Source organism: Roseobacter insulae (genome assembly GCF_019375555.1).
GTDB lineage: Bacteria > Pseudomonadota > Alphaproteobacteria > Rhodobacterales > Rhodobacteraceae > Roseobacter > Roseobacter insulae.
Map to the genome: position 1 here is coordinate 1 of NZ_JAHXDN010000003.1, position 25,291 is coordinate 25,291.

Sequence of the window (25,291 nt, forward strand, 5' to 3'; positions counted from 1 at the left end):
CGAATGTGGCCAACCCCCATTGCGAGGGGATCGGCTGGTCTGCGTCCCAGAGAACGCCCTGCGCGGCTGGGCAAAAGGTTGCTGTGTGATCGGGCAAGGCTCGGGACACATCCCGAAAGAAATTCGCCCGTTGCGGCAGGATGTGATCCCCATCGCGGTATGTCAGCCAGTCTTTGTCAGAGGCCGGGCTGTGAACGACTTCTTGCAGGCAGAGGACGTCAGGCACAGATAGTGCGATGTAGGGCACCAGCTGTTCATGCAGTTTGCCACCCCACCCATTCAGGCACATGATTTTCACTGGCCGATCCTTGTTGACTTCGCGGCCGCAAGGTTTGCAGCATTCCGGAACGTCCGCAATGCGGGTTCTGAGCGGGGTCCGGTTGCAGGCTCGCAGGCCGTTTCGAGCTGTGTGCCAATGGTAAAGGCACACAAGAGGTGCAGGGCGGTGCTGACGGGGTAAGGTGGTGGGTAGAGCGACGAATAAGCAAAAGGCCTGTGATGAACTTTCGGCACCATGAGTACTTTGTCGCTGTCGCAGTAGAGCTGAACTCCACCTGAGCAGCGGAGCGTTTGCATATGGCGCAGCCCCGCTGAGCCAGCAGATCAAACAGATGGAGGACGATCGTGGGACGATCCTGATCGAAAGAGGCAGCAGGCCGATGCGTCTCACCCGTACAGGTGATATCGTGCTGGATCATGCAAAACGCGTTCTCGATCTGAGTGATGCCGCAAAGGCGGATGTCATGCGCATCGGGAGGGGGCAGACGGGTCTTCTGACCGTCGCTTTCGTCGGGTCCGCTCTTTATCCGGTCTTGCCATGGGTGTTGTGGGACTTCCGCCAACAGTCCCCCAAGGTGGACGTTTCCCTGACTGAAACGCTTGCGCCCGACACCGCCGGCGGGCTTCAGGAGCGGAAAATGGATGTGGGCATCGTCCGCCCGGCGTTACTGACTCTGGACGAGTTCGAGCAAAGACCGCTGGTTGCGGAAAAGATGGTTGTTGCTGTGCCTGAGGGCCACCCGGTTAGGCACGAGACGACCCTTGCATTGGCAAGCGTGCACGGTGCACCGCTCATTCTCTTCCCGATACACCCCAAGCCGAGCCTGACCGAAGTTATATTGAACGCCTGCGACGCGGTTGGGGCAGAGCCTGATATTGTTCAGAACGTGTTGCACCTTCAAACGGCATTGATCCTTGACCCCGCTGGTTGCAGCCGCACGGGGCGGTATATCCGTCAAACGCTGCTTCCCAGCTTCGAGGAACTTCCTTCGACCAACTGTAATAAGGGCTCTAAGCAATCCCCTCTCGGCGGCACAGCGCGGCAATGCCGTCCTCACCTTTGAGGCCGCCCAGCACAATCCTGATCTTCACTTCGGCTGAATGCTGTTTGTGTGTGGCCCGGCGGATGACTTTGACGACCTTCTCACCGTGGCTCTTGCGCGTTCCGGGTTTCTGTCTCATCTCCCCTCCCGGGTGGTTTCGATGAGCCACAAACCCTCTCTTATCAATTCGACCTAATTGGATCTATAGGCGCTGACGTCAGACTGGCGGGGGAAGCCGATGGCAATACGTATGGACAATGGACGAGAATATGTCAGTGGCCACCTACAGGATTGGGCTGAGAAGGCCGGGATCAGGCTGATCTACCTCCCGCCAGGCAAGCCGCAACAGAACGCTTATGTCGAGCGATACAATCGAACCGCCCGGACAGAATGGCTGGGACGCCACCATTGCAGCAGCATGAAGAGGTACAAGATCACACTGCGCGGTGGCGTTAGACATACAACAACCAAAGACCAAACATGGGGATCGGCGGGATGATCCCGATACAGAAACTGAAGGCGGCTCAGACCCTACTGGCGCGCCTCCAAAACAAGGGGTTACCCGTACGGCGTGCTCCACCATCCTGCGCATGGATGATTTCCCCGTTGCAGATGACCGGCCCGCCGATCGCTGCTTTGTCAAACCAAACATCGTCATGCCGACAGGCCGCTGGGGCATTGGTCGGGCGCCAGAAAAGTCATCAAACCGGGGCGTCACGATCCGCCAACCTTTGAAAAAATTCACTCGATTTCACAAGTAATGCTGCAGTTCTTTCGGTCTCGTGTGTGATTATCAAGACCTTTGAGGGTGACCGCCAGATCGCCGAAATCTACACCCGTATTGTTCCCATCAACGGTTTCAAGGCACTCGGTAGAGCGGAGATCGTCTGCGTCGCCCAGATACCGTATGGAAAGGGACAGTCAGGCCTCAGCGGGGGGGATTCTGCAACAACACCCCAATGGAGACAAAACGCTCCTGCTCTGAGCCCTGAAAAGCTGCTATTGATCAAAGGTGCGCGTCACGACCGTTGACAGCGACAGGCAAGTGCGTCTGCAGCGAAAATCCGGCCTGACGGACCGCACTGCAGCCATGCAACCCCGCAATGACGGGCAGGAATGAACCGTCCTCGTCCGAGTAGGTATGTCGTGCAGTCAGGTGCTGCATTCCTCCGAGTTCGGGTGAGCCTGAAGCGGCAAAGTTGGTCGGCTGGAGTTGTGGATGCCAATTACAGGTGTTTTTCATTTGTCGCTTCATCATAGATAGTCACGCGGAAGCGGGTCGCTTTTCCGGCGAGCGCGGTAGAAGATCACATTGGCAGGAGGCACAGAATGAACAATTTGAAAAAGCTTTACATTGATGGGGTATGGATCGACCCGGTCGAGCATTCCGACTTTGACGTAATTCACCCTGGCACTGAAGAGGCCATCGCCACGATTGCCCTTGGTTCGTCCGCGGATGTCGACAAGGCCGTAGTGGCGGCGACCGAGGCGTTCAAGACCTGGCAGTTCAGCACTGTCGACGAACGCGTGGCGCTGCTCGAGCGGATCATTGCTGCCTATGAAAAGCGCGCCGAAGAGTTTGTCAGGATCATGTCGCACGAAATGGGCACGACGCTTTCCTTCTCGCGCGAGGTGCAGATGCCGGTCGGAACCGGACATCTGGAGGCCGCCATTGAAGCGCTCAGGGCGCATCGGTTCGAGCGGCCCTCGCTGCGGGGCGGCTCGACGCTCGTCGATGAGCCGGTTGGTGTGGTCGGGATGATCACGCCATGGAATTGGCCGGTGAACCAGATCATGATCAAAGTTGCGCCCGCTTTGGCAGCCGGTTGCACCATCGTTTTAAAACCAAGCGAGTACTCGCCTCTTTCCGCGATCATGCTCGCCGAAGTGATTGACGAGGCGGGGTGCCCGCCCGGCGTTTTCAACATAATCAATGGCGATGGACCTGGGGTTGGCGCAGCGATCTCGGCGCATCCGGGCATTCATATGGTCTCCTTCACAGGATCGACCCGCGCCGGGAAGCTGGTCACGAAAGCGGCGGCGGACACGATAAAACGAGTGACACTGGAACTTGGCGGGAAATCACCCAACCTGATTTTCGCGGATGCGGATCTTGACGCCGCGGCACAGGTCTCGGTCGATGCCTGCTTTATCAATAATGGGCAATCCTGCGACGCCGGCTCCCGTCTTCTTGTGGAACGCACGGTCTACGACGAGGTGGTTGAGCGCGTTGCGACGATTGTTGAGAACACAAAAGTCGGCGACCCGATGAAAGAAGGGGACCATATTGGCCCGGTCGTCAACCAGCAGCAGTTCGATCACATCCAGCGGCTTATTCAGATTGGCATCGACGACGGTGCGCGATTGGCCGCCGGGGGGCTTGGGCGCCCGTCGGGATTCAACAAAGGTTACTTCATCCGGCCAACGCTGTTTGCCGATGTCACAAACGACATGAACATTGCCCGGCAGGAAGTCTTTGGACCGGTGCTGGCCATCTTGCCCTTTGATACCGAAGGCGAAGCCATCGAGATCGCCAATGATACGCCATATGGCTTGGCGGCGTATATTCAATCGACGGATCCGGACCGGATACATCGCGTGAGCCGCAGGTTGAGGGCAGGGGTCATCAGCGTGAACGGCAATGTCGGAGACTACGATGTTCCGTTCGGCGGCTACAAGGAATCCGGAAATGGGCGTGAAGCTGGACCGATGGGCTTCCACGAGTATCTGGAGACGAAAGCAATAACTATGTGAGCTTGGGCAGCAGTTGAGCGATGGGGGTGGTCAGGGCGGTCACGTTGGCGCGCAAGTTGTCCAAGGTCATGCTGTCGTCCGTCACGAAATCGATGAATGACTGATTGAGGTTGTTGAAAACAACGCGCCCCAAGGCCGGCGCATCAAGTTCCGGTGCCAGCTTTCCCTGCTGCTGGAAGCGGCACAAGAGGTCGCCAACCTGTTTGGCCAGTTTCGTATCGAGCGTCGCATAGCGACGTCCATTCGGGGTGTCCGGTGCCTCAATCGAAAGAGCCATCGCCCGGCGCCACATCTCTTTTGTCAGGTAATTCAGGGAGTGGTCATAGTAGCAGAAGGTCAAGGCCAGGAGCGCTTCACCGGGGTCGGTGGGCGGATTATCGACCAAGGCTTGTCCCTCTGCCAGGACCTCTTCAACCTCCATCGTGACAATCGCAATGAGGATGTCACCCTTCGTTCCGTAGTAGTTGTACACTGTGCCGACCGAGACCTCTGCCGCCTCGGCGAGGTCTTCGATGCGGACGCGCTTGTATCCGTTTGCCCGGAATTTGTGCACTGCCGCGGACAGAATGCGTTTTTCGCGGTCAGCTTTCTGTCGTTCGCGAAGCGTGCCCATGGTTGCCTTTCGGAAAGTTGAACCCAATCTAAATTTATAGTTGACTACAAAAAAAGAATGTATTCAACTTTTTCCGTCAGCCGCACTCGGTGAAAGGCGGGATGATACAACATGGGAGCAAGGAAGATGACAAAACGGACTGTTGCCCTTTTGGGCGGAACCGCGATGTGGCTGGCGGGCACCGCAGCAACCGCGCAGGAACTCAACGCCCTTGTGTGGTGCGACCACACCGATGACGCGCTCATCAAACCCTTCGAAGAAAAATTCGGTGTCACCGTCAATGTCCGCGAATATGAAGGCACCGGTGCGGCCCTGGCGCTGCTGGAGCAATCGCGTCCGGGCGACTGGGACGTTCTGGTTATCGATGGCATCGACGTGTTTCGTGCGGTCGAGTCTGGTTTGCTCGCGCCGCTGCCGGAAGAGGAGCTGCCGATTTCAGACTTCTTCCCCGAGATTGTCATGGCCGAAAACAACACGCTTGATGGCGTGACCTACGCGGTGACGGAGAAATTCGGCTACAATACGATCTCGTACAACTCTGAAAAGGTGGATCCTGCTGACATGCAGGACTTGTCCACGGTCTGGTCCGACAAATACGCGGGCCGTATTTCGATCTATGATTACTATCTTCCGGTGATGGGTCTTGCCGCAATCGCCGAAGGTGTCGCGACCGCGGACATCGACGCAGACGCGCTCGATACCATTGGCCCGATCCTGTCTCAGATGCGCGCAAGCGCGGCATCGGTCGCTGGTGTTGTGGCTGCGCAGACAGCCCTCGCGACAGGAGAGGTTGATATCGTGGTTGGTGGCGGCGAATGGCTGACGGCCGTCCTTGCCGAGGAACAGCCCGAGTTGACATGGACCATTCCAGATCAGGGGGCCGTGCGCTGGACGCAGTCTATTGGCGTACTTGCCGACAGTGAACAGCCCGACCTCGCGTTGGAGTTCGTCAAGTACATCGTCAGCCCTGAAGGTCAGGCACGCCTCGCAACCTCGGCCTGTTTCTGGGGCATGTCCGCGAATTCGGCGGCAGGCGACATCCTGACCGACGACCAGCGCGCGGTGCTGCGTTGGGATGAGCAAGCAGACTACCTGGCCCGCACACAGCTCTACCCTGCGCCTGATGCGGACCTTGATGCAGAGATGCAGGATCTCTGGCTCGACACGCTTTCCCAGTGAGCGCGGCAACGGGCAGAAGACGAGGCTGGGGATTTGTCGCCCCGGCCTTGATTTGGACGCTCGCATTTTTCATTGTGCCCTTCCTTGTGATGGGCGCGATGAGTTTTGCCACGCTGGAGGGGCGCAGCCTTATCTGGGGATTGCACCTCGACAATTACGTCGAAGTGGTCACCCGCGCGTACTTGTGGCGGGCGATTTTGGTGTCGCTGGAAATCACTTTGACGGTCACGGTTGTGTCCGTGATCCTGGCCTACCCGCTGGCAGCGATCATTGCATTCAGGGTGCCGCCGCAATGGCAGCGCCTGGTGCTTCTTCTGGCAATCCTGCCCTTCTGGACATCCTATGTCGTGCGGTCCTACGCGTGGCTGCTGGTCTTGGCGCGCGAGGGGCTGGTGAACCAGACCCTGATGAACATCGGCCTGATCGCCGAACCGATTACGCTGGCCAACACACGCTTCGCAACGGTCACCGGCTTTGTGCATTTCTTTGTCATGCTCCTGACCCTGACGATCTATGCAAACCTCGTGCAGCTGTCGCCGAATTACAGACGCGCCGCCATGGATCTGGGGGCCAATGCGTTCCAGACGTTCCGGCATGTCATCTTGCCTCTGACCTTGCCTGGCATAGCCACCGGCGCGTTCCTGACCTTCGTACTCTGCATCGGGGATTACGTCACGCCGCAAGTCCTGGGGGGCAATAACGAACTGACGATGCCGCAGGTCATTATGGTTCAGCTGGGACGCAGAGCCGACTTCCCGCTGGCTTCGGCGTTGGCGATTGTCATGATGGCAATTGTCACGCTGGCCTATCTCGCCAGCGCCCGCTGGCTTCGACTGGATCGGGTGTAACGATGCGTACGGCAGCATGGCTCTACCTGATTTTGGCCTTCGGGTTCATATATCTGCCGGTCGGCGCGCTGGTGCTGTTTTCGTTCCAGGATGGCACGCTTCCGGTCCCGCCGTTCAACGGACCTTCGCTAAAATGGTATGCCGAAGTGCTGTCCGACGGCGATGTCACCGACGCGCTGTTGCATTCATTGCTTGTCGCAACGGGGTCATCCGCAGTGGCCGTTCTTCTTGGCTTTCTGGCAGCCTATGGGCTGGCGCGACACGTGCTCCCTGGCTCTGCAGTCATGCGGGTGATGCTGATCGCGCCCTTGACCGTCAGTTACCTGATCGTCGGCCTTGGCCTGTTGATTGTCCTCAACCGCATTGGCGTTGGTCTGTCACTGATGACAGCCGGGATCGGGCATGTGGTGATCAACCTGCCTCTGGCCTTTGCGATCATCTACGCATCGATGGGTGCACAACACGAAAACGCGGAGCGCGCTGCGCGGGACCTTGGCGCCAGCGAGGCCAAGGTCGTGATTCTGGTGACCGCACCGATGCTGGCCCCGGCCATCGCAGCGGCGTTCTTTCTCTCGGTAACCCTGTCCTGGGACGAATTCATCATTGCGTTCCTGCTGACCCGGTTCGACATCACCCTTCCGGTCGAAATCTGGTCGATGCTGCGCTCAGGCCTGTCGCCCAGGCTCAACGCCATTGGCAGCGTCGTGTTCCTCATCTCGGTGACGGCGGTGCTGCTTCTTGAATTCACTGTGTTGCGGAGGCGCAGGTCATGACCGCCTCGGTACGACTAGACGCTTTGAACCATTGGTTTGCGTCGTTTCACGCCTTGCGTGACATCTCGCTGGAGATTGAAGCCGGGGAATACGTCACGCTGCTTGGGCCATCGGGATGTGGGAAGACGACGCTCCTGTCCGTTCTGGGGGGCTTTATCGAACCCACGCAGGGCACCGTACGCATCGGCGACGCAGACATGACGTATGTGCCCCCTGCCAAACGGCCCACAACGACGATGTTCCAGGATTACGCCCTGTTCCCGCATATGAGCCTTAGGGACAACGTTGCCTTCGGTCTGCGCATGGCGGGTATCGCACGCAACGAACGGCATCGTAAAGCGGATGAAAAGCTCGATCTCGTCGGGCTCAAAGCCGATAGCGCGAAGCGGCCGCACGAGCTGTCGGGGGGTCAGCGGCAGCGTGTGGCATTGGCCCGCGCATTGGCGGTTGAGCCGGAGGTGCTGTTGCTCGACGAGCCTCTGGGCGCTCTCGATCTCAAGCTGCGCCGGGCCATGCAGGACGAGCTCAAAGACATCCAGCGGCAGGTTGGCACAACCTTCGTGCATGTGACCCACGATCAAGAGGAAGCCATGGCGATCTCGGACAGGATTGTCGTGATGAATACGGGACGGATCGAAGATGCCGGTCCTCCGTTGCGCATTTATCGGGAACCGGCCTCGCTCTTTGCCGCCGATTTCATGGGAGAGATGAACCACATCCCGGCCCGCGTCAGTTCAGATGGGGCGCAGACGCTTTTGGCGACGGTTCCAGCTGCCAACCTGCCGAGTGGTGAAGCAACCCTGTGCATCCGTCCTGAAGCTTTGCGGCAGGACGGCAGCGGCATCGCTTTGGGCGAGGCAACAGTGCGTGATGCGACCTTCTTCGGCACGCACACCCGCGCTCATGTCATCCCTGTGGCAGCGCCCGACATGGTGTTGGTCGCACATCTCCCGCCGACGCGCCTTCCCGAAACAGGGGCGGTGATCCAGCTGTCCGTCCTGCCAGATGACATCCGGATGTTCACAAAGGAAACCGCATGAAACGCGCCGCGCCAGAGGATTGGTATCGCATCCAACGGATGGGTGATGACGTCACCTTGATCGACGAACCCCATATCCAGCCCTTCTATCGCTGCAATATCTGGCACGTGCGCGGCAGAGACCGTGACATGCTGGTTGATAGCGGGATGGGTGTCGTGTCCTTGCGCGAATGGGTCCCCCTTGTGACAGAACGCGCGCTGACAGCCGTCGCCAGCCACACGCATTTCGATCATATCGGCTGCCACCACGAATTCGAGGACCGCGCCGTGCATCATGCGGAAGCCGACATCCTCGCGGACCCAACCCGCGCCTCGACTCTCGCCGATCCTTATGTGACCGACGAGATTTTCGACAGGTTGCCCCCCGCCCCGTATGTTTCGGCAGATTACTCCGTGAGAGGCGCAAAAGCCGCACGTCTTCTTGAGGATTCTGATGTGATTGACCTCGGCGACCGTCATTTCGAGGTCATCCATACGCCCGGTCATTCCCCGGGAGGCATTGCCCTTTGGGAAGCAGCGACCGGCATCCTCTTCTCCGGCGACATCGTTTACGATGGCCCATTGATCGAAGACACCTACCATTCAAACCCGCATGACTATCACGCCTCAATGGTGCGGCTATACGATCTCCCCGTGCGCGTCGTCCACGGCGGACATTTCGGCAGCTACGGCACCGATCGGCACAGGACCATTATTCGCGACTGGCTGGCCTCAAAGGAGCGGTAGGCGCGCAAGATGGCTTTTGTCGGAGAAGTGCCCGCCCGGACAAGAGGGCGCTTACAGATGTCCATAGGCCTCACACGAAAAGACACCCTGTATCGGTTCTCGCGAAGTTAGTTGATTTCTTTTAAAGCGTCGGGCCAGAACAGAAACAAGCTGGTTTGAGCACTAACCCGTCACCCCAGACATCTTCTTCTCTTATGGAGTCCACCGCAAACATCATCGTTTCTGATCGTCTAACGCTGTAGGCCATCGCGACGCCAATATGCCCCGCTTCTGTAACGACTTCGGCGATGGTATTGCTGTCCCGGATGATTATCAGCGGCGGCACGTGAAAGGCGATACGAGGGTCAGACACAAGCTCAATGATCTCGTCTGGGGAGATGTCCGGCAGGCGGGCAAGCCTGAGCTTGCATTTCGGTTTGCCGTTCATCCAGGAGGCCTCGTACAACGGTTACCGTCCTGTGGTGAACGTGGCCTTCGTGCCGTCTTGCAGGTGCCCTGAATTTCTCAGCGCCGTTCTGATGGCTGCTACGCAAGAATCAATCTAGCGCTCTGGTCAATCTCAGTAAGCGGCGGGATCGGTCACCCAGGCCGCCAACTCGGCATGGGTCGGGAACCATACATCGCCCTTGTCGCGTGCATGCTGGATAAGCTGATCGAGGATCCAGATGCGGGATCGATAGCCGATGACGAAGGGATGCATGACCAGTTGGCACAGCCCGGCTTCGGCATGGGCACCATCAAATTCACGTCGGAAGATGTCAAAGACCGCGTCGGGTGGCGTCCAGGGTCGGGTTGGTGGCGCGCGGTTGAACAGAAGATAGACCGCGTCGTCACGTACCCAATCAACCGGGATTTCCACAAGACCGGTGGGCAGGCCATCCGACATGAGTTCATAACAGCTGTCATCCGCCATCATCGAGCTGTCATAGGCAAAGCCAAGGCTCGCGACGAGGTCAATGGTATGAGCGCTCAGGTCCCAGTTGGCGGCGCGATGCCCGACGGGCTGCTGACCTGTCATATCATGGAGCGCGTCACGTGCGCGTAGCATCAGGTCTTTTTCGACGTCGCGCGTCAGGAGAGACGTATTCTCATGTATCCAGCCATGCACGCCGATCTCATGGCCCGCATCGGTGATCGGTTTCAGGGCGTCCGGCGCGATCAACCCCGCAACGGCGGGCACAAAGAAAGAGGCTTTAACGCCATGCCGCGACAGGGTGTCGAGAATACGTGGCACGCCGGTCCGCCGACCAAATTCACCCCAGGCAACGCGCCCGATGGCCGCACGGCCTGTTCCCAACTCGAAGGTCTCGTGGTCGCAGTCGAAGGACAGCGCAAAGGCACAGCGCGCGCCGCCGGGCCATCGCACAGGTTTCAGCGGCTTGCCGGCACGCACACGGTTCACGTCGGCACGCCATTCCGCCTCAGGCGTTTCCCAGGGCCGGTCCGGGTTCACGGCCCCAGAACTTCGTGAACTGCGTCCCTCAGTGCCGCCGCAACGATATCGATTTCGTCCCGCGTGATGGACAGGGGCGGGGCAAAGCCCATGATGTCACCTTCGGGCATGGCGCGCGCGATCACGCCACGTCTGAGCATGGCGTCGGCCACTTTGGGCGCGACACTCATGGTTGGGAAGAATGCGCGCGCGGCCGGGTCATCCATCAATTCGACAGCGGCCAGAAGCCCGTCGCCCCTGACTTCGGCGACATTGGGGTGATCCCCAACCGCCTCTTGCAGGCGTTGCTTGAGGTAGGGGCCATTTTTAGCCGCCCGTGCCACCAGACCAAGATCATCGATCAGCGTGAGGGTTGCGACCCCCGCCGCGGCAGAGACGGGATGTGCAGAATAGGTCCAGCCGTGGCACAGGACCCCGTGATCGTCCGTGCCCTGGCTCAGGACATCGAACACGCGGTCCGACAGGATCGAGCCGGAAAGCGGCGCGTAAGCCGATGTCAGCCCCTTGGCGATGGTCATAAAGTCTGGTTTTATCCCGTAATAGGTCGATCCGAACATTTCGCCCATGCGGCCGAACCCTGTTACCACTTCGTCCGCAATGAGAAGGATATGGTGGCGGTTCAGAACCTCCTGAACCCGGGCCCAATAGCCGGGCGGCGGTGGCAGAATGCCCCCGGTGCCCATAATCGGTTCTCCGATGAAGGCGGCAATCGTGTCGGGGTCTTCGCGCTCGATCATGTCTTCGAGCGCGCCAATCAGATGGTCCAGATAGTCCGCTTCAGACATGTCCGCATCCGGACGGCGCAGATAATGGGGCGTCTCGGTGTGCAGAAATCCCGGCAAGGGCAGGTGAAATCGTGCATGATACCCGGCAAGCCCTGTCAGCGAACCCGACACCAGGCCGGACCCGTGATAGCCACGCCAGCGGCTGATGATCTTCTTCTTTTCCGGCTGGCCGCGCAGAATGTGGTAATGCCACGCGTATTTGACGTTGCTCTCGTTCGCATCCGAGCCTGACAGTCCGAAATAGACCCGCGCCATGTGGTCTGGCGCGCGGTCCATGATCATCTTTGCCAGCCGGATTGCCGGCTCATTTCCGTGCCCGGCAAAGGAATGAAAATAGGCCAGTTCATGCGCCTGCTTGGACATCGCGTCGGCAATGTCGGTGCGCCCGTAGCCTGCGTTGACGCAATAGAGCGCTGCGAAGGCATCAAGCATACGGTTGCCATCGCGATCGGTCACATAGACACCTTCGCCGCCCATTATGATGCGGCCCGGAGTATCGCCACGGGCGTGATTTGCCACATGCGTTGTTGGGTGCATCAGGTTGTCGCGATCCCAGGCTGCAAGTTCGTCGTTGATATGGCGAGCAAGGGTCATATCAGCGACTCCAATCGGGTGTTTGCGATGAATTCCGGCACGCTTGCCTGATTTGGCAAGGCCAGAATGAACGCGACCATGCGGGCGACGGTTTCGGGCGTCAGGCGGTCCGCCTTGGGGGTCACGCCCGGCAGGTCCGCGATCAGGTCTGTGTCGATGGCGCCGGGGCATAGCGCCGTCGCGCGCACGCCGTCGTCCCATCCCGCCTGGCGCACGGCCTGGGTCATTGCCAGGAGCGCATGTTTGGTCATGGAATAGCCGATGGATGTACCCGCCCGGAACCGCTTGGCATCCGTAGAGGCAATGTTGACGACACGCCCGGTACCGCTGGCCTTCAGATGCGGCAGGGCGGCGCGGATCAGGCGAAAGGGGGCCTTGACGTTGATGGCCCAGAGCGCGTCAAGATCGTCCTCGCTGCCCTGTTCGAAATCGACCATGCGCAGGATACCGGCATTGTTGACCAGCGCGTCGATCCTGCCGAAACGGCTGGCCGTCGCCTGAACCCATGCGTCGGCACTGGCGGGGTCGGTTGCATCGAAAGGGCTGACCAGCAGGCGATCCGCATCCACGTCAAATCGCGCGGCCTGTGTGGTGTCGCGCAGCCCAAGTGACAGGGACCAGCCGTCGGTCAAAAGCCTGTCGGCGATGGCGGCGCCAAGCCCCCGACCAGCCCCCGAGACCATCGCGATCCCGGTCATCAGAACAGACCCTGGTAGACGCCACCGTCATTGACGATGTTCTGACCGGACATGAAGCCTGCCTGTGCCGAGCACAGGAAGGCTATCAGGTCGCCGCATTCCTTTGGGTCGGCAAATCGACCCGCCGGGCAGGTGTCCTTGCGGTCCTGCACAATGGCCTCGTAGGTGGTATTGCCGCGTTTGGCGTGCCCGTGCAGGTTGGTATGCAGCGCATCGGTGTCAAAGAGCCCGGGGCAGACCGTGTTGATCGTGACATTGTGCCCGATGAGGTCGCGCGTCATTGCCGCAGTGGCCCCTGACAGGGCAAGGCGGGCGGCATGGCTGTGGGCAAATCCGAGCTGCGGAAACTTGATAAAGCTCACCGACATATTGACGATGCGCCCGAATTTGCGTGCTTTCATACCGGGGGCAACGGCCTGTATCATCTCGACCGTGGACAGAAAATGCGCCTCAAGCCAATACCGCCACTCGTCGGGTGTGATCTCTTCCCAGGGCGTCGGGACCTGGCGCACGCCGGGATTGGAGACGAGAATATCGACCTCTCCCGCCGCCTCAAGGATCGCCGCGCGTCCCCCGCTGTCGGTGAAATCCGCCGCAACGGTTTTGACCTCCACACCGGTTTCTGCGCGGATTTTTTCGGCGGCCTCGGTCAGCGCCTCTTCGCTGCGTGCATTCATCGTCACGGCGACGCCTTCACCCGCAAGCGACCGCGCGGTTGCGTATCCAAGGCCACGGCTGGCGGCTGTCACAATGGCGCGTTTGCCCTTCAGTCCTAGGTCCATTCTTGCGTTCCTTCGTTCAGTTTTGTTTGCGCCAAAGCGGGGGCAGCGGTCAGTTTCTGCACTTCGGTGATAAGGTTTTCCAGAGGTGCGCCGTCCAGATCGCGATAGGGCGGGCGCATGTGGCCACCCCCCGGCAGGCCCAGATGGTTCATCACGGCCTTGGTCGCCGGATAAAGCGTGCGCCCCCCCGTTGTGAACAGATCGGTGAGCGCGATGCCGGTTTTTTGCAGCGCCCAGGCCGCATCCATATCGCCGGATTTTACCTTGTTCCACAGATCAAGGCAGCCCGGCGCCCAGACGTTTGGAAAGCAGTCGATCAGCCCGTCTGCACCGGCAAGCGTGGCGGGCACGCCGAACACGGAAGAGGGGCCGCAAAACACGCGGATACGGTCCTTGACGCGGTTCAGAGTGGCCTGAAAGTTGGTCCAGTCGCCGCTCGATTCCTTGATGGCGACAACCATGTCGAGGTCGGCAAGACGGTCGGCAAGGGCAGGGCCGATCGCGTTCCCGGCGTTTCCGGGAATGTTGTACAAGACGACCGGCAGGGCCGAGCGTTCTGAAATTGCCTCGAAATGTGCAAAGATCTCCGCATCGGTCACGCGCGCAAAATAGGGCGGCATCACGAGCACACCATCGGCACCTGCCTCTTTGGCGGCACAGATCTGATCAATGACCTCCTGTTCGCCGATGGCGCCGGTGCCGACGATCGCAGGCCCGCGACCCTTGCAGACCTCGACCGCAAGTTTTGCCAGTCTCGCCCGCTCCGCCATCGAGAGTGCCCAGAATTCACCCGTGCAGCCTGCAACCACCATGCCCGTCGCCCCGGCATCGAACAGCCGCGTCAGGTTCGCAACAAAGGAGCCTTCGTCGATCTGCATATCGGATGTGAAGGGCGTTGTGGTGGCGGGCATCGGCCCTGACCAGTCGACAGAGTTGCGGTTCACGATGTCGCCTCCTTTAAAGATGTGCCGTTCGATCCGGGTGCATCCATCGTGCAAACGTCGCGGTTCAGCCGCTTGCCGGTTGGCCCTTCGGCGAAGAAATGCGCCTGGCGGGCGTCGATGCTGAGCTGAACAGGCTCACCTGTGCGCCATAGCCGGTCGGGCGCCGTGCGGCCGGTCATGCGCAAGCCGTCCTCGAGACGCACGACGGTGATGTTCTCGTGGCCTGTCTGTTCCACCAGTTGCGTGATGCCCTGAATGGGCCCTGATCCTATGGTCAGGCCTTCGGGGCGAATGCCCATGGCCGCAGGTCCGGGGCGCGCGTCCGGGCCAAGCTGACCTGCATCGACCGAGAATCCCGGGGCGGTAAATGTCCATCGGCCTGCGTCTTCGTGCAAACTGCCGTCGACAATGTTCATGCCCGGCGTGCCAATGAAACTTGCAACAAACCGGTTTGCAGGGGCGCGGTACACCTCCTGCGGGGGCGCAAATTGCTGCAACTTCCCGCCCTCCATCACGGCGATGCGATCTGACATTGTCATCGCTTCGAGCTGATCATGGGTCACGTAGACCATTGTGCGCCCGAGCCGTTGGTGTAGTTCGATCAGCTCCGCGCGCATGTAGCCGCGCAGCTTGGCGTCCAGATTTGACAGCGGTTCGTCCAGCAAAAAGACCTTGGGGTCACGCACCAGTGCCCGGCCAAGGGCGACCCGTTGCTGCTGGCCGCCCGAGAGTTCCTTGGGTTTGCGATGCAGGAGCGGCGTCAGTTGCAGCATCTCGGCTGTTTTCGCGACCATCCCGGCGCGTTCAGTTTTCGGTACCCGCCGTTTTTTCAGCGGATAGGCAATGTTCTGGCCCACGGACATATGCGGATAAAGTGCGTAGGATTGGAACACCATCGCGATGTCGCGATCACCGGGTGGCACATCGTTGACGACACGGTCGCCAATGCGGATTTCGCCCGATGTCGGGAATTCCAGACCCGCAAGCATCCGCAGCGTTGTCGTCTTGCCGCAACCTGAGGGGCCGAGCAGCGAGATGAATTCGCCCTGTTGGATGTCGAGGTTCAGATCTTCCACCGCCGTGAAAGTTCCGAATTTCTTGTGCACGTTGGACAAGACCACATCGGCCATCAATTATCCTTTCACACCACCGGCACCGAAGCCGCGTGTCAGATAGCTTTGCAGGAAGGCGAAGACGATGATCAGGGGCACGCTCATCATCACCGAGGCGGCCATCAGCAGCGACCACTCGATATTGAACGACGAGATCAGCATGTTCATCACCCCGGTTGTCAGCGGCCGCGCGTCGTCTGAATTCACCAGAACCAGCGCGTAGAGATATTCGTTCCACGACAGGATGAAGGTGAAGAGCGCCGTGGAAATGATGCCGGGCAGAAGCTGCGGCAGGATGATGTCCCAGAACGCGCCGAGGCGGGAGGCGCCGTCGACCAGTGCCGCCGATTCCAGATCTTCGGGGATGCCCGCCATGAAGGATCGCAAAAGCCACAGCGCATAGGGCAGTGCAAACGTCGTATAGGCAATGACCAGCGAGGTGATCGTGTTCGACAGGCCAAGCTGGACCAGCATCAGGTAAAGCGGCAGGATCAGAACCACCGACGGCAGCAGGTAGGTGAACAGAACGAGGAACGCCAGAGACTCGCGACCCTTATAGCGAAACCGCACAAGGCTATACGCCCCGACGGTCGCAATGGCGACAACCACGATTGTCGTTGTCGTGGACAGGATGACAGAGTTCCAGAAGTAACCCAGGAAATTGGTATCGCTCAGCAGTTTCCAATAATGCTCGAACGTCCAGGTTTCGGGAAGGATCGTCGGGGGGCGCCGGAACAGCTCAAACTGTGGTTTGACCGAGGTGACCAGCATCCAGAACAACGGAAAGGCAACCATCAGGACAATGGACCATGCAAAGAGGTTGAAGGCGATCTTGCGCAGCATCACGTATCCTCTCTCTGGGTGCGGCGCATGTAGAGGATCATGAACACCAGCATGATGAGCATCATGATAACCGCATAGGCCGCCGCCATTCCCATCTGATTGAGGGCAAAGGCTTCTTTGTAGACGACAAGCGGCAGTGTCTGCGTTGATGTCACGGGCCCGCCGCCGGTCAGCAGGAAGATCAGATCGAACTCCTTGAAGTCCCAGATGGCCCGCAACATGATGATGACCACAAGAACTTCGCGCAGCTGCGGCAGAGTCACGTCAAAGAACCGCGCAATTGGCCCGGCGCCGTCGATTCGCGCCGCCTCGTACAGCTGATCCGGAATGGACTGCAGACGGGCCAGTACCGCGATGACGACAAATGGGAAATACTTCCAGGCGCCGACGAGGATGACCGAGATCATCGCGTTGGGCATTGTGCCAAGGTAGTCGATTGGCCAGTCGATAAGCCCCGCGCTGATCATCAGATGGTTCAGAATGCCGTAGAGATCATTGAACAGCCATTTCCAGACCAGCACCGCAACGACCGTGGAGATGAAGTAGGGAAACAGGATCAGGGAGCGCGCGAGACTGCGGAACCAGATGTTCTGGTGCAACACCAGCGCCATCCCGACGCCGAATATGATCTGAAGCGTCAGCGTGCCAACTGTCCAGATCAGATTTGCCCTCAGCGACGTCCAGAACTCACCCTTGACCAGCAGGGTGCGATAGTTGTCCAGCCCGACCCACGTGCCCTCCAGCGTTGGCGTGAAAATCTTGAATAATGACAGGTAGATGGCGGACACCAACGGATAGGCGATGACCGCGCAAAACACCAAAACGGTGGGCGCGATCAGAAGGAGGCCGAGCCTTGAATACTGGCGCTCCAGAACAGTCTGTTGTTGTTTTGCCATTGCGTATCGCTGCGGGTCGGGCCGCCTCGCGGCGGGCGGCCCAACCGCTGCCAGCATTAACCGTTCATGATGCTGTCGATGGCCGCAGTGGTTTCGCCGATCACCTGATCGGCATTTTCGCCATTTAGCACCACGCGCTGAACCATATCTGCGATCACACCGGAGCCAACAACCTCGCCCGCCTTGTCATTGGACGGATGGTTTGCACTTTCATATCCCAGATTGAACCCGCCCGCGGCCGCCTGCGACATTAGTTCGACCTCTGCCGGATATTTCTGGATGATGTCGTTGGACTGATATGCGGGGTTGTTGTTGATCGATTTGAGCACCGGCAGCACGTGACCCGGCGCCGCGTGCAACTGCTGGATATAGCCATCGGGGTTGAACAGCGATGCCGCGAATGCCTTGGCCGCGCCGATGTTATTCGACTGCTTCGGAATGAAGACGCTTGGGAAGTCATTGAACGTCCAGGCCGGAATCTCCGCTGACTTCGTCGGGTAGGTCACGCAGGTGACACTGTCGGCTATGGGTGGATTTTGCGCATTGACATTGCCGAGCACGCGCCCGGTGTAGATGCCGGTTGCCGTAGCGCCCGACACGAAGGCCGTGATGGCCTCGCCCCAGCTGTAATTTGTGGCCCCGGGCGGGCACAGTTCACGCATGGAGGCATAGAACTCTAGCGCGTCGCGGGTCGCCTGATTGTCCAGTGCGACATTCAGATCAGTATCAAAAACCTGACCGCCGGCCTGATGGATCACGCCGACAAAGATAAGCGTCGTCATCGAGTTTCGCCCATAGGGCAGGGGCGCGCCATAGATGCCATTCTTTTGCATGGCCTGACAGGCGCTGCGCAATGCGTCCCAGGTTCTGGGAGCGTCCGATATGCCGGCCTCTGCCATCAGATCCTTGCGCAGCCAGAGCATATTGGCGGCAGAGTTGCCGATGCCAGTGCCGACATAATTGCCATCTGCCGCCTTGAAAACGTCATTCGCACCGGGATAGTAATCATCCGCCCCTATCGCCTCGATCACGTCGTTAAAGGGTTCAACGAGGCCGTTGGCATAGTAGGACTGGATCGCGAAGGACGGCAGGTGGGTGACGATATCGGGCACCTCACCGGAGGAGAACGCGGCCGCAAGCTGTGGTGCATAGCCTTCGTCGGATGTTGTTTCGAAGACGACTTTGATGCCCGGATTTGCCGCCTCAAACGCGGCGATCTGCGCCATATATGCATCGACCTGGGCCGGCGCGCCCTGAGGCGACCACCAGCGCAAGGTTACGTCTTGGGCGGATGCGCGCATCGGCATCGCCGCCACGGCTGTTGTGGCAACTAGCCCTTGCAGCGCGCCCCGACGCGAAATCCCCTTGCTGATCATTGACGGATTTTTCATTTCTGCTTCTCCCCTGAGCGTTAATGTTCGCATAGCGCACGTTTGTTCAATATAACACTCGAAGTGTTGAGTCGCGCAAGAAGCTTTTTTACGCACCGGGCTTTTGCAATAGTGGTTGTATGTGCGTAATAGCATTCGCGTCCGCTGTCGGGTGCGGTATTTGAGTGTGCGCCCAGGCGGGTGTCGATGGAACCAACATTAACGCAGGATCAGATTTTTGACCAAAAGCACGCCGGAAAAACCGATTGCGCCAGCGGGCCTTATGACCGCCGAGCCTGACCGCAGTGATGACTCTGATGCAAGCGGAATGAACCCGCGCGACTATGTCAGCTCGCTCGGAAGGGGGCTTGAGGTGTTGCGCGCTTTCAACCGCACCGGGCGCAAGATGACCCTGAGCCAGGTTGCCGCAGAGACCGGCCACACCCGCGCGGGCGCGCGCCGTATTTTGCTGACGCTTGTGCATGAGGGCTATGCGGTTGCTGACGGCAAACTCTTTGACCTGACGCCCCTGGTGCTGGAACTGGGTCATTCCGTCCTGTCGTCGAAAGGCGTTTGGGAGGTGGCAAAACCGTTCATCGATCACCTGTCTGAAGACGTGCGCGAAAGCGTCTCCGCCGCCGTTCTGGACAATTTTGACGTGGTTTATGTGTCGGGTGCGCAATACCACCGCGTGATCAGCGTCGGGATTTCTGTTGGCTCTCGCTTTCCGGCGCATTGTACCGCGAACGGACGCGTCCTTCTTGCGGCGCAGCCCAAGGAAAAGTGGCCCGCGATGCTGCGCGACATCGAACTGACGAAACTGACAGAGAAAACAGTGGTCGACCGGGCGGCCTTCAAGAAGGTGCTGGAACAGGTGCGTGATCAGGGGTGGTCGATGGTGGATCAGGAACTCGAGATTGGGCTGATGTCCATCTCTGCGCCCGTCAGGACAAAATCGGGCTCGCTTGTCGGTGCGATCAATGTGGGCGTGCCAACGCTGCGCATGACACCCCGGGAAATGGTCGCAGAGGTCCTGCCAAAGCTCCAGACGACCGTCTCCAATATCTCGAAGGCTTTGATCGGTTAGGCGTCAGACGGCGAACCTGGCAGGGGTGTAGCGGTCGATGACACCATGATCCGGCTGGCCCAGAAGACATGACGCTGCCAGTTTGGCGACGAGCGGTCCCAGCGTATAGCCCGCGTCCCCCGGAACGGCCATGACCACCCGGTCGTTCGCGGGTAAAGGGCCGATCACCGACGCGCCGTCGATTGTTGTGTTCATGCCTGCCCATGTCCGGATGATGCGCATATGACCGATGGCTGGCACCAGCTTTGCGGCAAGCGAGACGTTTCCCAAAAGGGATGACGGTGCGACTGCAGGGACGCGGAGCGCGCCGCGGTGTTGGGCCGACCACCCGCCGCCAATCACGATCTGGCCGGTCTTGAATTGCTTGAGCGTGATGGAACGTTCGGCATGCTGGACAAGGTGTTCGATCCGTGCCGAAGAGGCCTCGGTGATATTCATGTGCAAAGGTTCCGCGACGGAGGGAATTGCCACGCCGAGACCCTGCACAAGCGCGCCCGCCCCCCATGCGGCCGCGACGACGACACGGTCGGCCGGGTAGGTGTCGCGATCACCGATTGCGACGATGCGGTTGCCGGCGGACAGGGTGCGGATGTGGTCTTGTTCAAAGCGCACGCCAAGCGCATCTGCGACGGCGCGCAGGCGCGTGTTGGCCGCCAAAGGGTTGACCTTGCCTTCATTCCGGCACAGCTCCGCGCCAATGATCTGCGGCCCCAGCCAGGGCACAATGCGTTCCAATGCAGGCCTGTCGAGGATTTCGACCGACACGCCCTTTTTGGCTTCGCGGGCGGCCTTTTTCTCCAGAAATGCAAGTTGGGTTGCGTCCTCGGCCAGCATCAGACCCCCTTTGCGAACCAGTTCGAAGGGGCCGTATGCCGCATCAAGTCGCCTCCATTCTTCGACGGCCTGACAGTAAAGCGGCAACGAGGCTTCGATGTTCGGAACCTGATCGGGATAAAGCCGCATGAAACGGCTTTGCATCTGCACATGCAGGCTGCCGGCATTTGCGGTCGAGCCTGCATTGATGCCCGCATCGACAACCGTAATACGCGCACCGGCCTGCGCCAGTTCGATGGCGGTCACCTGGCCGACAATGCCGCCCCCGATGACAAGGATGTCAGTCGGGGTCATCCAGCGCCTCCTGCGCAGCAAGGATGGACGCGATGGACACCGGCTTGATCGGGACACGCGGTGCGAAATTGCTGAAATCGTCCACCGGTTTGCCCGTGGTTTGCGCCACCAGACGGGTCGCGACCGGCCCGCAATAACGCCCCTGACACCGCCCCATGCCAACACGTGTCGCGCGTTTGAGGGTGCCGACATGGCCCGGGCTGGTCTCAAGCCCATCCAGGATATCGCCCAGTGTAATCTCTTCGCAGCGGCAGACGATGGTGTCCCGCGCCGCCTTGTCCGGGGTCCTGGGGCTGATGTCATGCATCTTCCAGAGGCTGGCCTGAAAACGGCGGTGCCGGGCGAGGCGGCGCTGGTGAGAGAACAAATCATGGGCATCACCAAAGCCTGCGCGGGCGGCTGCAACGCGTCCCGCGATCAAACCTTCCACCCGCGCCGCAGGCGCCCCCCCAAGGCCCGCGCAATCGCCGACGGCAAAGATATTCCGCACGCTGGTTTCCATCTTAGTATCCCGGTCGCACCTCAGGTGCCCGAATGCCGGATCATAGGTCATCTTTGCCCCGAGGAGCCGCAGGATTTCGTTCTGTGGTTCAAACCCGGAGTTTATGCAGAGGGCGTCGACGGTTTCGGCGATTTCCTCATCCGAAGCAGTCTTGAACGTGGCGCGCAGGCTTTCGCCGTCTGCGTCAACACGGCTCAGCGTGGTTTGGTGGCGCAGCGAAATGCCGCGCCGATGCAGATCCCGCATCATGCCCAAGCCCTTGATGACAAGGCCGGGGTCAGCCATGAGCGCCGCAAACGCGTGCCACGGAACCCGCCAGGGTGCGCGCGCGGCTTCGGCGACCATGGCCACATCCGCGCCACCCTCTGCCAGCTCCAGCGCGACCTGCGCATTCAGCGGGCCCGACCCGCATATGGCAATGCGTTTGCCCGGCAGCGTAAGGTAGCTGCGCCACAGGGTCTGTGCTGCGCCGGTCGTCATCACCCCCGGCAGTGTCCACCCCGGCACCATGCAGGGCCGCTCGTATGCGCCTGTCGCAATGATCGCGGTCTTTGGCCGGACGATCAGCGCCGCACCTTCGCTGTCAGCCAGAAAAAGCGGGCCGTCGAAGGCCCCCCAAATCTCGACAGAACCCAAAACATCCGCGCCGCTCTCTTGCGCGCGCTTCAGAAGTGCAGCGCCTTCACGCTGTTGGGCATCGAGCGGAGGGTGGCTGGCGGATTGCTTGTAATACTGCCCGCCTGCGACCTTGCGTTCGTCCAGAACGATGACGCTGGCGCCTGCTTGGCGTGCCGCGATGGCTGCCGACAGGCCACCCGCGCCACCGCCGATGATCGCGACATCGGGTTCCAGAATGCGCGCGGGATCGGGTTTTTGCGCAGCTGGCATGTCCTCCAGAACCGGGAATGCGATTTGCGGAACTATCTTCAGACCCTTCGCCGCAGCTGTCATGCACGCGCGTCGGTTCGGGACGCCGTCAATTGTGACGAGGCACTCCTGACAGACACCCATGCCGCAGAACATGCCCCGGGGGTCGCCCTTTGCGGTGCGGCGCAGCGCAAGCTGTCCCGCGTCAGTCAAAGCCGCTGCAACGGATTGGCCATCGCGAAATTCAATGGGGTTGCCGTCAAAGTGAAAGCTGTCCCGGCTCATAGATCTCCTCGCAGCAACCGATCGCGAAGTCCAACCAGCCTGGCAACTGCCCTGGATCGCCACGCGGCGCGCTCCGGGATGGACTGACCTGCGCGCGCTGCGTCACGGGCGGCTGCGACCCGCGCGACGAGTGGTTCTGACCAGTTCACCGTTTCGCCACGTTGCTCGCCCATTCGTTCATAGGCCGGGCCAAGCCGCGCGGCATGTGCCGCAATACCGCCCGGTGTGTTGAGTTCTGCCGTTTCAAAAGGCCCGGACAAGGCCCATCTGGGGCCTAGGCCGAGCCGCATGACCCTGTCGATGTCATCCGGCTCCGCAATGCCGTCATCAACCAGACGGTAGGCTTCGCGCAGGACAGCGCCTTGCAAGCGGTTCAGCACGAAGCCTTCGATCTCGCGGGCAAGGACAACCGGCTCGAAACCGGCATCGGCAAAGTGAGTTGCGGCGCGCTGGATGGCTTCGGGGGAGGTTCCCGGCGCCGGGCTGAGCTCGATCAGGCGCAACACTGCGGGCGGATTGACCGGATGGGCGACCATGCACCGGCTTTGCTGATCGGGGTCGGGCACGATCTGCGACATCGGGATCGCGGAAGAGGCCGTGACAAGCAGTGTGGTCGGGGGCGTCTCCGTCAACAGGCGGGCAAAAATCTCTTGTTTGATGTCGAGGCTTTCAGGCCCGCATTCGATCACAAGCGTGGCTTGCTCCAGCGCCCCTTCATCAGACCTGACAATGTCGATGGCCCCGCCGCGCCCTTTATCGAGGTCCGCCAGAGCGATCCCATCCTGTTGTTTTCTGAGGCCGTCTGCTGCTGCATCCCGGCGCGGCAGATCGGGCTCCACCAGCGTCACCTGCCAGCCGTTATCGGCCAGAACGGCGGCGAAGGAGACGCCGATAAAGCCCGCGCCCAAGATGACGACCCGGTTATATGTCTCGCTGGTCAAACTGAACCTTTCTCTTGCCATGGTGCGCATGGCGAACAAAAGTACGAATACACGCCAGACGCCGCACCCCGCAAGAAGGAACACAGATCATGGCATTCTCACAAGACCTCGCAGGCCGACATGCGGTTGTGACAGGGGGCGCGTCGGGGTTGGGGCGGGCGATTTCCACAAGGCTGGCGGCAGCCGGGGCCAAGGTTACGATTGTCGATCTGGAAGCGGCCCGGGACCAGGTGCCGCAGGATTTTGGTTTTTTCGGCTGCGATCTTGGGATGCCTGAGGCCAAGACCCGGTTGGGGGCACTCGCCGACGGCCCTGATGCCGTTGATATCCTCGTTGCCAATGCCGGTGTTGTGCCGCCGTGGCGGGGCCTGCAAGACGTCGACGGCGAAGAGTGGCAGCGTGTGATGGCGATCAACACCTGGGGGGTTGCCGTAAGTATCGGGGCCTTCGCACGGGTGATGGCGCAATCTGAATGCGCATCGATCGTCGTTATGGCGTCGATCAACGGCTTTCGGGCGCATGCAAAACAGGTTCTCTACACGGCGTCGAAACATGCAGCCATCGGGATCACCCGTGCGGCAGCCCTCGATCTGGGGCCTAGCCGCATCCGCGTCAACGCCCTGGCACCTGGCCCGATCGCAACAGAGGCCCTGCTGGGGCGCATCAAAAACCGTCACGAGGCGGGAGGCCCAAGCCCGGAGGAGGTTGTTCAGGCCATGGCCGGGGAAACCGCGCTCGGGCGCACGGCCACGCCCGAGGAGGTGGCCAATGCGGCTCATTTTCTCGCGTCCGACGCTTCAGGGGGCATGACCGGTGCCATCCTGCCGGTCGAAGCGGGGCTGGTTTAGGGTAAAGGATTCCAGCCTGCGTCCGCCAGAATCTGGTGGCTGGCCCTGATGTCACTGTCGGGATCCGCGCCGGGCTGGAGCGCGTCGGTGATGATTTCGAGAACCGTCGCGCCCGTGTAGCCAATATCCTGAAGTGCCTCGAAAGACGGGCCGGGATCTACAACACCTGTGCCGAGACGCGCATGTACGAATTCCTTGTAGCCAGTGTCCGAAATGTGCACATTTTTGAGCTTGTCGCCCATCATTCTGATCGCGGCGGCGGGGTCTTCCTGGATAAAGGCACTGTTGCAGATGTCGAAATTGATGCCGATCTCCGGGCCGATTAGGTTGGCGGTGTCGACCATATCCTGTGCGGTGGGCAGGTAGGTAAACGGCACGTTTTCCAACAGCAGTTCGACCCCAGTGCCCTGCGCATGCTCAACCAGCGCCTTCATGCCCTCGACAAACCAGTCCAGCATCCACTGGTGCGGCGGGTTGATCAGGCTATTGATCGGCCCCGGGATGGCGACGACGTAGGGGCAGGACAATTCGGCGGCAAAATCGATGGCTTCACGGTAGCGGTCCAGCGTGTATTCCCGCATTAGCTTGTCAACACCGTTGGGGTTGTTGTCCAGCAACGGATAACAGAAAGAAGAGATGCGCAGGCCTTCGCCGTCCAACCAGGCCTTGTAGTCCTGTCGCCGCCCGGATGACAATTCACGCGGCCAGCAGTGCGGCGGAAAGATCATCAACTCGAACAAATCATAGCCAAGGCTGCGAAGATGCTTCATCGCCCCCAGACCATCGTGAGAGTAGAGAAACGGAAACGTGCTGGCTGCGACTTCAAGCTTGGTCATGTGATGGGGGTCCCTTTCCACTTGTCAGACAAGGCCGACATGTTCAATCTACGCACAAATGTTTCT

At 60.1% G+C, this 25,291-nt stretch carries 23 protein-coding genes and 4 pseudogenes; 10 read left to right on the plus strand and 17 right to left on the minus strand.

The genetic code is table 11. From position 1 onward, the window contains the following. A pseudogene (locus tag KX928_RS11375) lies at window positions 1-289 on the minus strand (endonuclease/exonuclease/phosphatase family protein); the annotation flags it as partial. Window positions 290-743: 454 nt separating this feature from the next. Between KX928_RS11375 and KX928_RS11380 the strand changes: the two are divergent. Beyond that, window positions 744-1,178, plus strand: a pseudogene (locus KX928_RS11380) (LysR family substrate-binding domain-containing protein); the annotation flags it as partial. Window positions 1,179-1,190: 12 nt separating this feature from the next. Here the strand turns inward: KX928_RS11380 and KX928_RS24320 are convergent. Continuing rightward, window positions 1,191-1,461 (minus strand): annotated as a pseudogene (locus KX928_RS24320) (transposase); the annotation flags it as partial. Between the two features lie 81 nt (window positions 1,462-1,542). Between KX928_RS24320 and KX928_RS11385 the strand changes: the two are divergent. Further along, window positions 1,543-1,847 (plus strand): annotated as a pseudogene (locus tag KX928_RS11385) (integrase core domain-containing protein); the annotation flags it as partial. Window positions 1,848-2,651: 804 nt separating this feature from the next. After that, entirely contained in the window at window positions 2,652-4,076 is a 1,425-nt protein-coding gene (locus tag KX928_RS11390; RefSeq protein WP_219502178.1) for an aldehyde dehydrogenase family protein, read from the plus strand. On the opposite strand, the gene KX928_RS11395 is transcribed toward KX928_RS11390, so the two are convergent. Further along, window positions 4,069-4,689 (minus strand): TetR/AcrR family transcriptional regulator, encoded by a 621-nt coding sequence (locus tag KX928_RS11395; protein ID WP_219502180.1) that lies wholly within the window; start codon window positions 4,687-4,689, stop codon window positions 4,069-4,071. The two genes, KX928_RS11390 and KX928_RS11395, sit on opposite strands and share 8 nt — an antisense overlap. Window positions 4,690-4,815: 126 nt before the next feature. Here KX928_RS11395 and KX928_RS11400 point away from each other — a divergent pair, with 126 nt between their 5' ends. From KX928_RS11400 to KX928_RS11420, 5 genes are read left to right on the plus strand one after another with little or no spacing between them, the layout of a single operon-like run. Continuing rightward, a complete protein-coding gene (locus KX928_RS11400) occupies window positions 4,816-5,868 on the plus strand; it encodes an extracellular solute-binding protein (RefSeq protein WP_219502182.1) in 1,053 nt (350 codons plus the stop codon). 47 nt (window positions 5,869-5,915) lie between these two features. Continuing rightward, window positions 5,916-6,716: an ABC transporter permease gene (locus tag KX928_RS11405; protein ID WP_257883728.1), complete on the plus strand. Its 801-nt coding sequence runs from the start codon at window positions 5,916-5,918 to the stop codon at window positions 6,714-6,716. Window positions 6,717-6,718: 2 nt separating this feature from the next. Further along, complete coding sequence (locus tag KX928_RS11410; protein ID WP_219502185.1) at window positions 6,719-7,489, plus strand: ABC transporter permease; 771 nt, start codon at window positions 6,719-6,721, stop codon at window positions 7,487-7,489. Continuing rightward, window positions 7,486-8,529 carry an ABC transporter ATP-binding protein gene (locus KX928_RS24325; protein ID WP_219502186.1) on the plus strand — a complete coding sequence of 348 codons (1,044 nt, stop codon included), beginning with the start codon at window positions 7,486-7,488 and terminating at the stop codon, window positions 8,527-8,529. The genes KX928_RS11410 and KX928_RS24325 overlap by 4 nt, the downstream gene beginning before the upstream one ends. Next, window positions 8,526-9,254 (plus strand): MBL fold metallo-hydrolase, encoded by a 729-nt coding sequence (locus tag KX928_RS11420; RefSeq protein WP_219502187.1) that lies wholly within the window; start codon window positions 8,526-8,528, stop codon window positions 9,252-9,254. The genes KX928_RS24325 and KX928_RS11420 overlap by 4 nt, the downstream gene beginning before the upstream one ends. A 121-nt stretch (window positions 9,255-9,375) precedes the next feature. On the opposite strand, the gene KX928_RS11425 is transcribed toward KX928_RS11420, so the two are convergent. The 10 genes from KX928_RS11425 to KX928_RS11470 form a co-directional block, all read right to left on the minus strand. After that, window positions 9,376-9,681: a hypothetical protein gene (locus KX928_RS11425; RefSeq protein WP_219502188.1), complete on the minus strand. Its 306-nt coding sequence runs from the start codon at window positions 9,679-9,681 to the stop codon at window positions 9,376-9,378. A gap of 132 nt (window positions 9,682-9,813) precedes the next feature. Beyond that, complete coding sequence (locus KX928_RS11430) at window positions 9,814-10,656, minus strand: polysaccharide deacetylase family protein (RefSeq protein ID WP_308342299.1); 843 nt, start codon at window positions 10,654-10,656, stop codon at window positions 9,814-9,816. 47 nt (window positions 10,657-10,703) lie between these two features. Beyond that, window positions 10,704-12,086 carry an aminotransferase class III-fold pyridoxal phosphate-dependent enzyme gene (locus KX928_RS11435; RefSeq protein ID WP_219502198.1) on the minus strand — a complete coding sequence of 461 codons (1,383 nt, stop codon included), beginning with the start codon at window positions 12,084-12,086 and terminating at the stop codon, window positions 10,704-10,706. Next, window positions 12,083-12,784 carry an SDR family NAD(P)-dependent oxidoreductase gene (locus KX928_RS11440; RefSeq protein WP_219502207.1) on the minus strand — a complete coding sequence of 234 codons (702 nt, stop codon included), beginning with the start codon at window positions 12,782-12,784 and terminating at the stop codon, window positions 12,083-12,085. Before KX928_RS11440 ends, KX928_RS11435 begins: the two co-directional genes overlap by 4 nt. Then, entirely contained in the window at window positions 12,784-13,566 is a 783-nt protein-coding gene (locus KX928_RS11445) for an SDR family oxidoreductase (protein WP_219502209.1), read from the minus strand. Before KX928_RS11445 ends, KX928_RS11440 begins: the two co-directional genes overlap by 1 nt. After that, entirely contained in the window at window positions 13,557-14,510 is a 954-nt protein-coding gene (locus KX928_RS11450) for a dihydrodipicolinate synthase family protein (RefSeq protein ID WP_219502211.1), read from the minus strand. The genes KX928_RS11445 and KX928_RS11450 overlap by 10 nt, the downstream gene beginning before the upstream one ends. Next, window positions 14,507-15,640: an ABC transporter ATP-binding protein gene (locus KX928_RS11455; protein WP_219502213.1), complete on the minus strand. Its 1,134-nt coding sequence runs from the start codon at window positions 15,638-15,640 to the stop codon at window positions 14,507-14,509. Before KX928_RS11455 ends, KX928_RS11450 begins: the two co-directional genes overlap by 4 nt. Before the next feature lie 3 nt (window positions 15,641-15,643). Then, window positions 15,644-16,465 carry a carbohydrate ABC transporter permease gene (locus KX928_RS11460; protein WP_219502215.1) on the minus strand — a complete coding sequence of 274 codons (822 nt, stop codon included), beginning with the start codon at window positions 16,463-16,465 and terminating at the stop codon, window positions 15,644-15,646. Continuing rightward, window positions 16,465-17,361 (minus strand): carbohydrate ABC transporter permease, encoded by an 897-nt coding sequence (locus KX928_RS11465; RefSeq protein ID WP_219502217.1) that lies wholly within the window; start codon window positions 17,359-17,361, stop codon window positions 16,465-16,467. Before KX928_RS11465 ends, KX928_RS11460 begins: the two co-directional genes overlap by 1 nt. A 56-nt stretch (window positions 17,362-17,417) precedes the next feature. Next, a complete protein-coding gene (locus KX928_RS11470) occupies window positions 17,418-18,752 on the minus strand; it encodes an ABC transporter substrate-binding protein (RefSeq protein WP_219502219.1) in 1,335 nt (444 codons plus the stop codon). Window positions 18,753-18,969: 217 nt separating this feature from the next. On the opposite strand from KX928_RS11470, the gene KX928_RS11475 reads away from it, so the two are divergent. Continuing rightward, a complete protein-coding gene (locus KX928_RS11475) occupies window positions 18,970-19,818 on the plus strand; it encodes an IclR family transcriptional regulator domain-containing protein (RefSeq protein WP_219502220.1) in 849 nt (282 codons plus the stop codon). A 3-nt stretch (window positions 19,819-19,821) separates the two neighbouring features. On the opposite strand, the gene KX928_RS11480 is transcribed toward KX928_RS11475, so the two are convergent. From KX928_RS11480 to KX928_RS11490, 3 genes are read right to left on the minus strand one after another with little or no spacing between them, the layout of a single operon-like run. Then, the gene (locus KX928_RS11480) at window positions 19,822-20,946 is read right to left on the minus strand and encodes an NAD(P)/FAD-dependent oxidoreductase (RefSeq protein ID WP_219502222.1); all 1,125 of its coding nucleotides are present in this window, start codon (window positions 20,944-20,946) and stop codon (window positions 19,822-19,824) included. After that, a complete protein-coding gene (locus KX928_RS11485; RefSeq protein ID WP_219502224.1) occupies window positions 20,933-22,600 on the minus strand; it encodes an FAD-dependent oxidoreductase in 1,668 nt (555 codons plus the stop codon). Before KX928_RS11485 ends, KX928_RS11480 begins: the two co-directional genes overlap by 14 nt. Beyond that, complete coding sequence (locus tag KX928_RS11490; RefSeq protein ID WP_219502226.1) at window positions 22,597-23,541, minus strand: 3-hydroxyacyl-CoA dehydrogenase NAD-binding domain-containing protein; 945 nt, start codon at window positions 23,539-23,541, stop codon at window positions 22,597-22,599. The genes KX928_RS11485 and KX928_RS11490 overlap by 4 nt, the downstream gene beginning before the upstream one ends. An 89-nt stretch (window positions 23,542-23,630) precedes the next feature. Between KX928_RS11490 and KX928_RS11495 the strand changes: the two genes are divergently transcribed. After that, window positions 23,631-24,389, plus strand: a complete 759-nt coding sequence (locus tag KX928_RS11495) for an SDR family NAD(P)-dependent oxidoreductase (RefSeq protein WP_219502228.1) — start codon at window positions 23,631-23,633, stop codon at window positions 24,387-24,389. Here KX928_RS11495 and KX928_RS11500 read toward each other — a convergent pair. Further along, on the minus strand, window positions 24,386-25,225 hold the full coding sequence (locus KX928_RS11500) for a sugar phosphate isomerase/epimerase family protein (protein ID WP_219502230.1): 840 nt from the start codon (window positions 25,223-25,225) through the stop codon (window positions 24,386-24,388). The genes KX928_RS11495 and KX928_RS11500 overlap by 4 nt on opposite strands. Window positions 25,226-25,291: the final 66 nt, after the last annotated feature.

Bases quoted from the DNA above. Each gene is read 5' to 3' on its own strand.
- KX928_RS11390 (WP_219502178.1), top strand. From the start codon at position 2,652: ATGAACAATTTGAAAAAGCTTTACATTGATGGGGTATGGATCGACCCG.
- KX928_RS11395 (WP_219502180.1), bottom strand. From the start codon at position 4,689: ATGGGCACGCTTCGCGAACGACAGAAAGCTGACCGCGAAAAACGCATT.
- KX928_RS11400 (WP_219502182.1), top strand. From the start codon at position 4,816: ATGACAAAACGGACTGTTGCCCTTTTGGGCGGAACCGCGATGTGGCTG.
- KX928_RS11410 (WP_219502185.1), top strand. From the start codon at position 6,719: ATGCGTACGGCAGCATGGCTCTACCTGATTTTGGCCTTCGGGTTCATA.
- KX928_RS24325 (WP_219502186.1), top strand. From the start codon at position 7,486: ATGACCGCCTCGGTACGACTAGACGCTTTGAACCATTGGTTTGCGTCG.
- KX928_RS11420 (WP_219502187.1), top strand. From the start codon at position 8,526: ATGAAACGCGCCGCGCCAGAGGATTGGTATCGCATCCAACGGATGGGT.
- KX928_RS11425 (WP_219502188.1), bottom strand. From the start codon at position 9,681: ATGAACGGCAAACCGAAATGCAAGCTCAGGCTTGCCCGCCTGCCGGAC.
- KX928_RS11435 (WP_219502198.1), bottom strand. From the start codon at position 12,086: ATGACCCTTGCTCGCCATATCAACGACGAACTTGCAGCCTGGGATCGC.
- KX928_RS11440 (WP_219502207.1), bottom strand. From the start codon at position 12,784: ATGACCGGGATCGCGATGGTCTCGGGGGCTGGTCGGGGGCTTGGCGCC.
- KX928_RS11445 (WP_219502209.1), bottom strand. From the start codon at position 13,566: ATGGACCTAGGACTGAAGGGCAAACGCGCCATTGTGACAGCCGCCAGC.
- KX928_RS11455 (WP_219502213.1), bottom strand. From the start codon at position 15,640: ATGGCCGATGTGGTCTTGTCCAACGTGCACAAGAAATTCGGAACTTTC.
- KX928_RS11460 (WP_219502215.1), bottom strand. From the start codon at position 16,465: ATGCTGCGCAAGATCGCCTTCAACCTCTTTGCATGGTCCATTGTCCTG.
- KX928_RS11465 (WP_219502217.1), bottom strand. From the start codon at position 17,361: ATGGCAAAACAACAACAGACTGTTCTGGAGCGCCAGTATTCAAGGCTC.
- KX928_RS11470 (WP_219502219.1), bottom strand. From the start codon at position 18,752: ATGAAAAATCCGTCAATGATCAGCAAGGGGATTTCGCGTCGGGGCGCG.
- KX928_RS11480 (WP_219502222.1), bottom strand. From the start codon at position 20,946: ATGACCCCGACTGACATCCTTGTCATCGGGGGCGGCATTGTCGGCCAG.
- KX928_RS11485 (WP_219502224.1), bottom strand. From the start codon at position 22,600: ATGAGCCGGGACAGCTTTCACTTTGACGGCAACCCCATTGAATTTCGC.
- KX928_RS11495 (WP_219502228.1), top strand. From the start codon at position 23,631: ATGGCATTCTCACAAGACCTCGCAGGCCGACATGCGGTTGTGACAGGG.
- KX928_RS11500 (WP_219502230.1), bottom strand. From the start codon at position 25,225: ATGACCAAGCTTGAAGTCGCAGCCAGCACGTTTCCGTTTCTCTACTCT.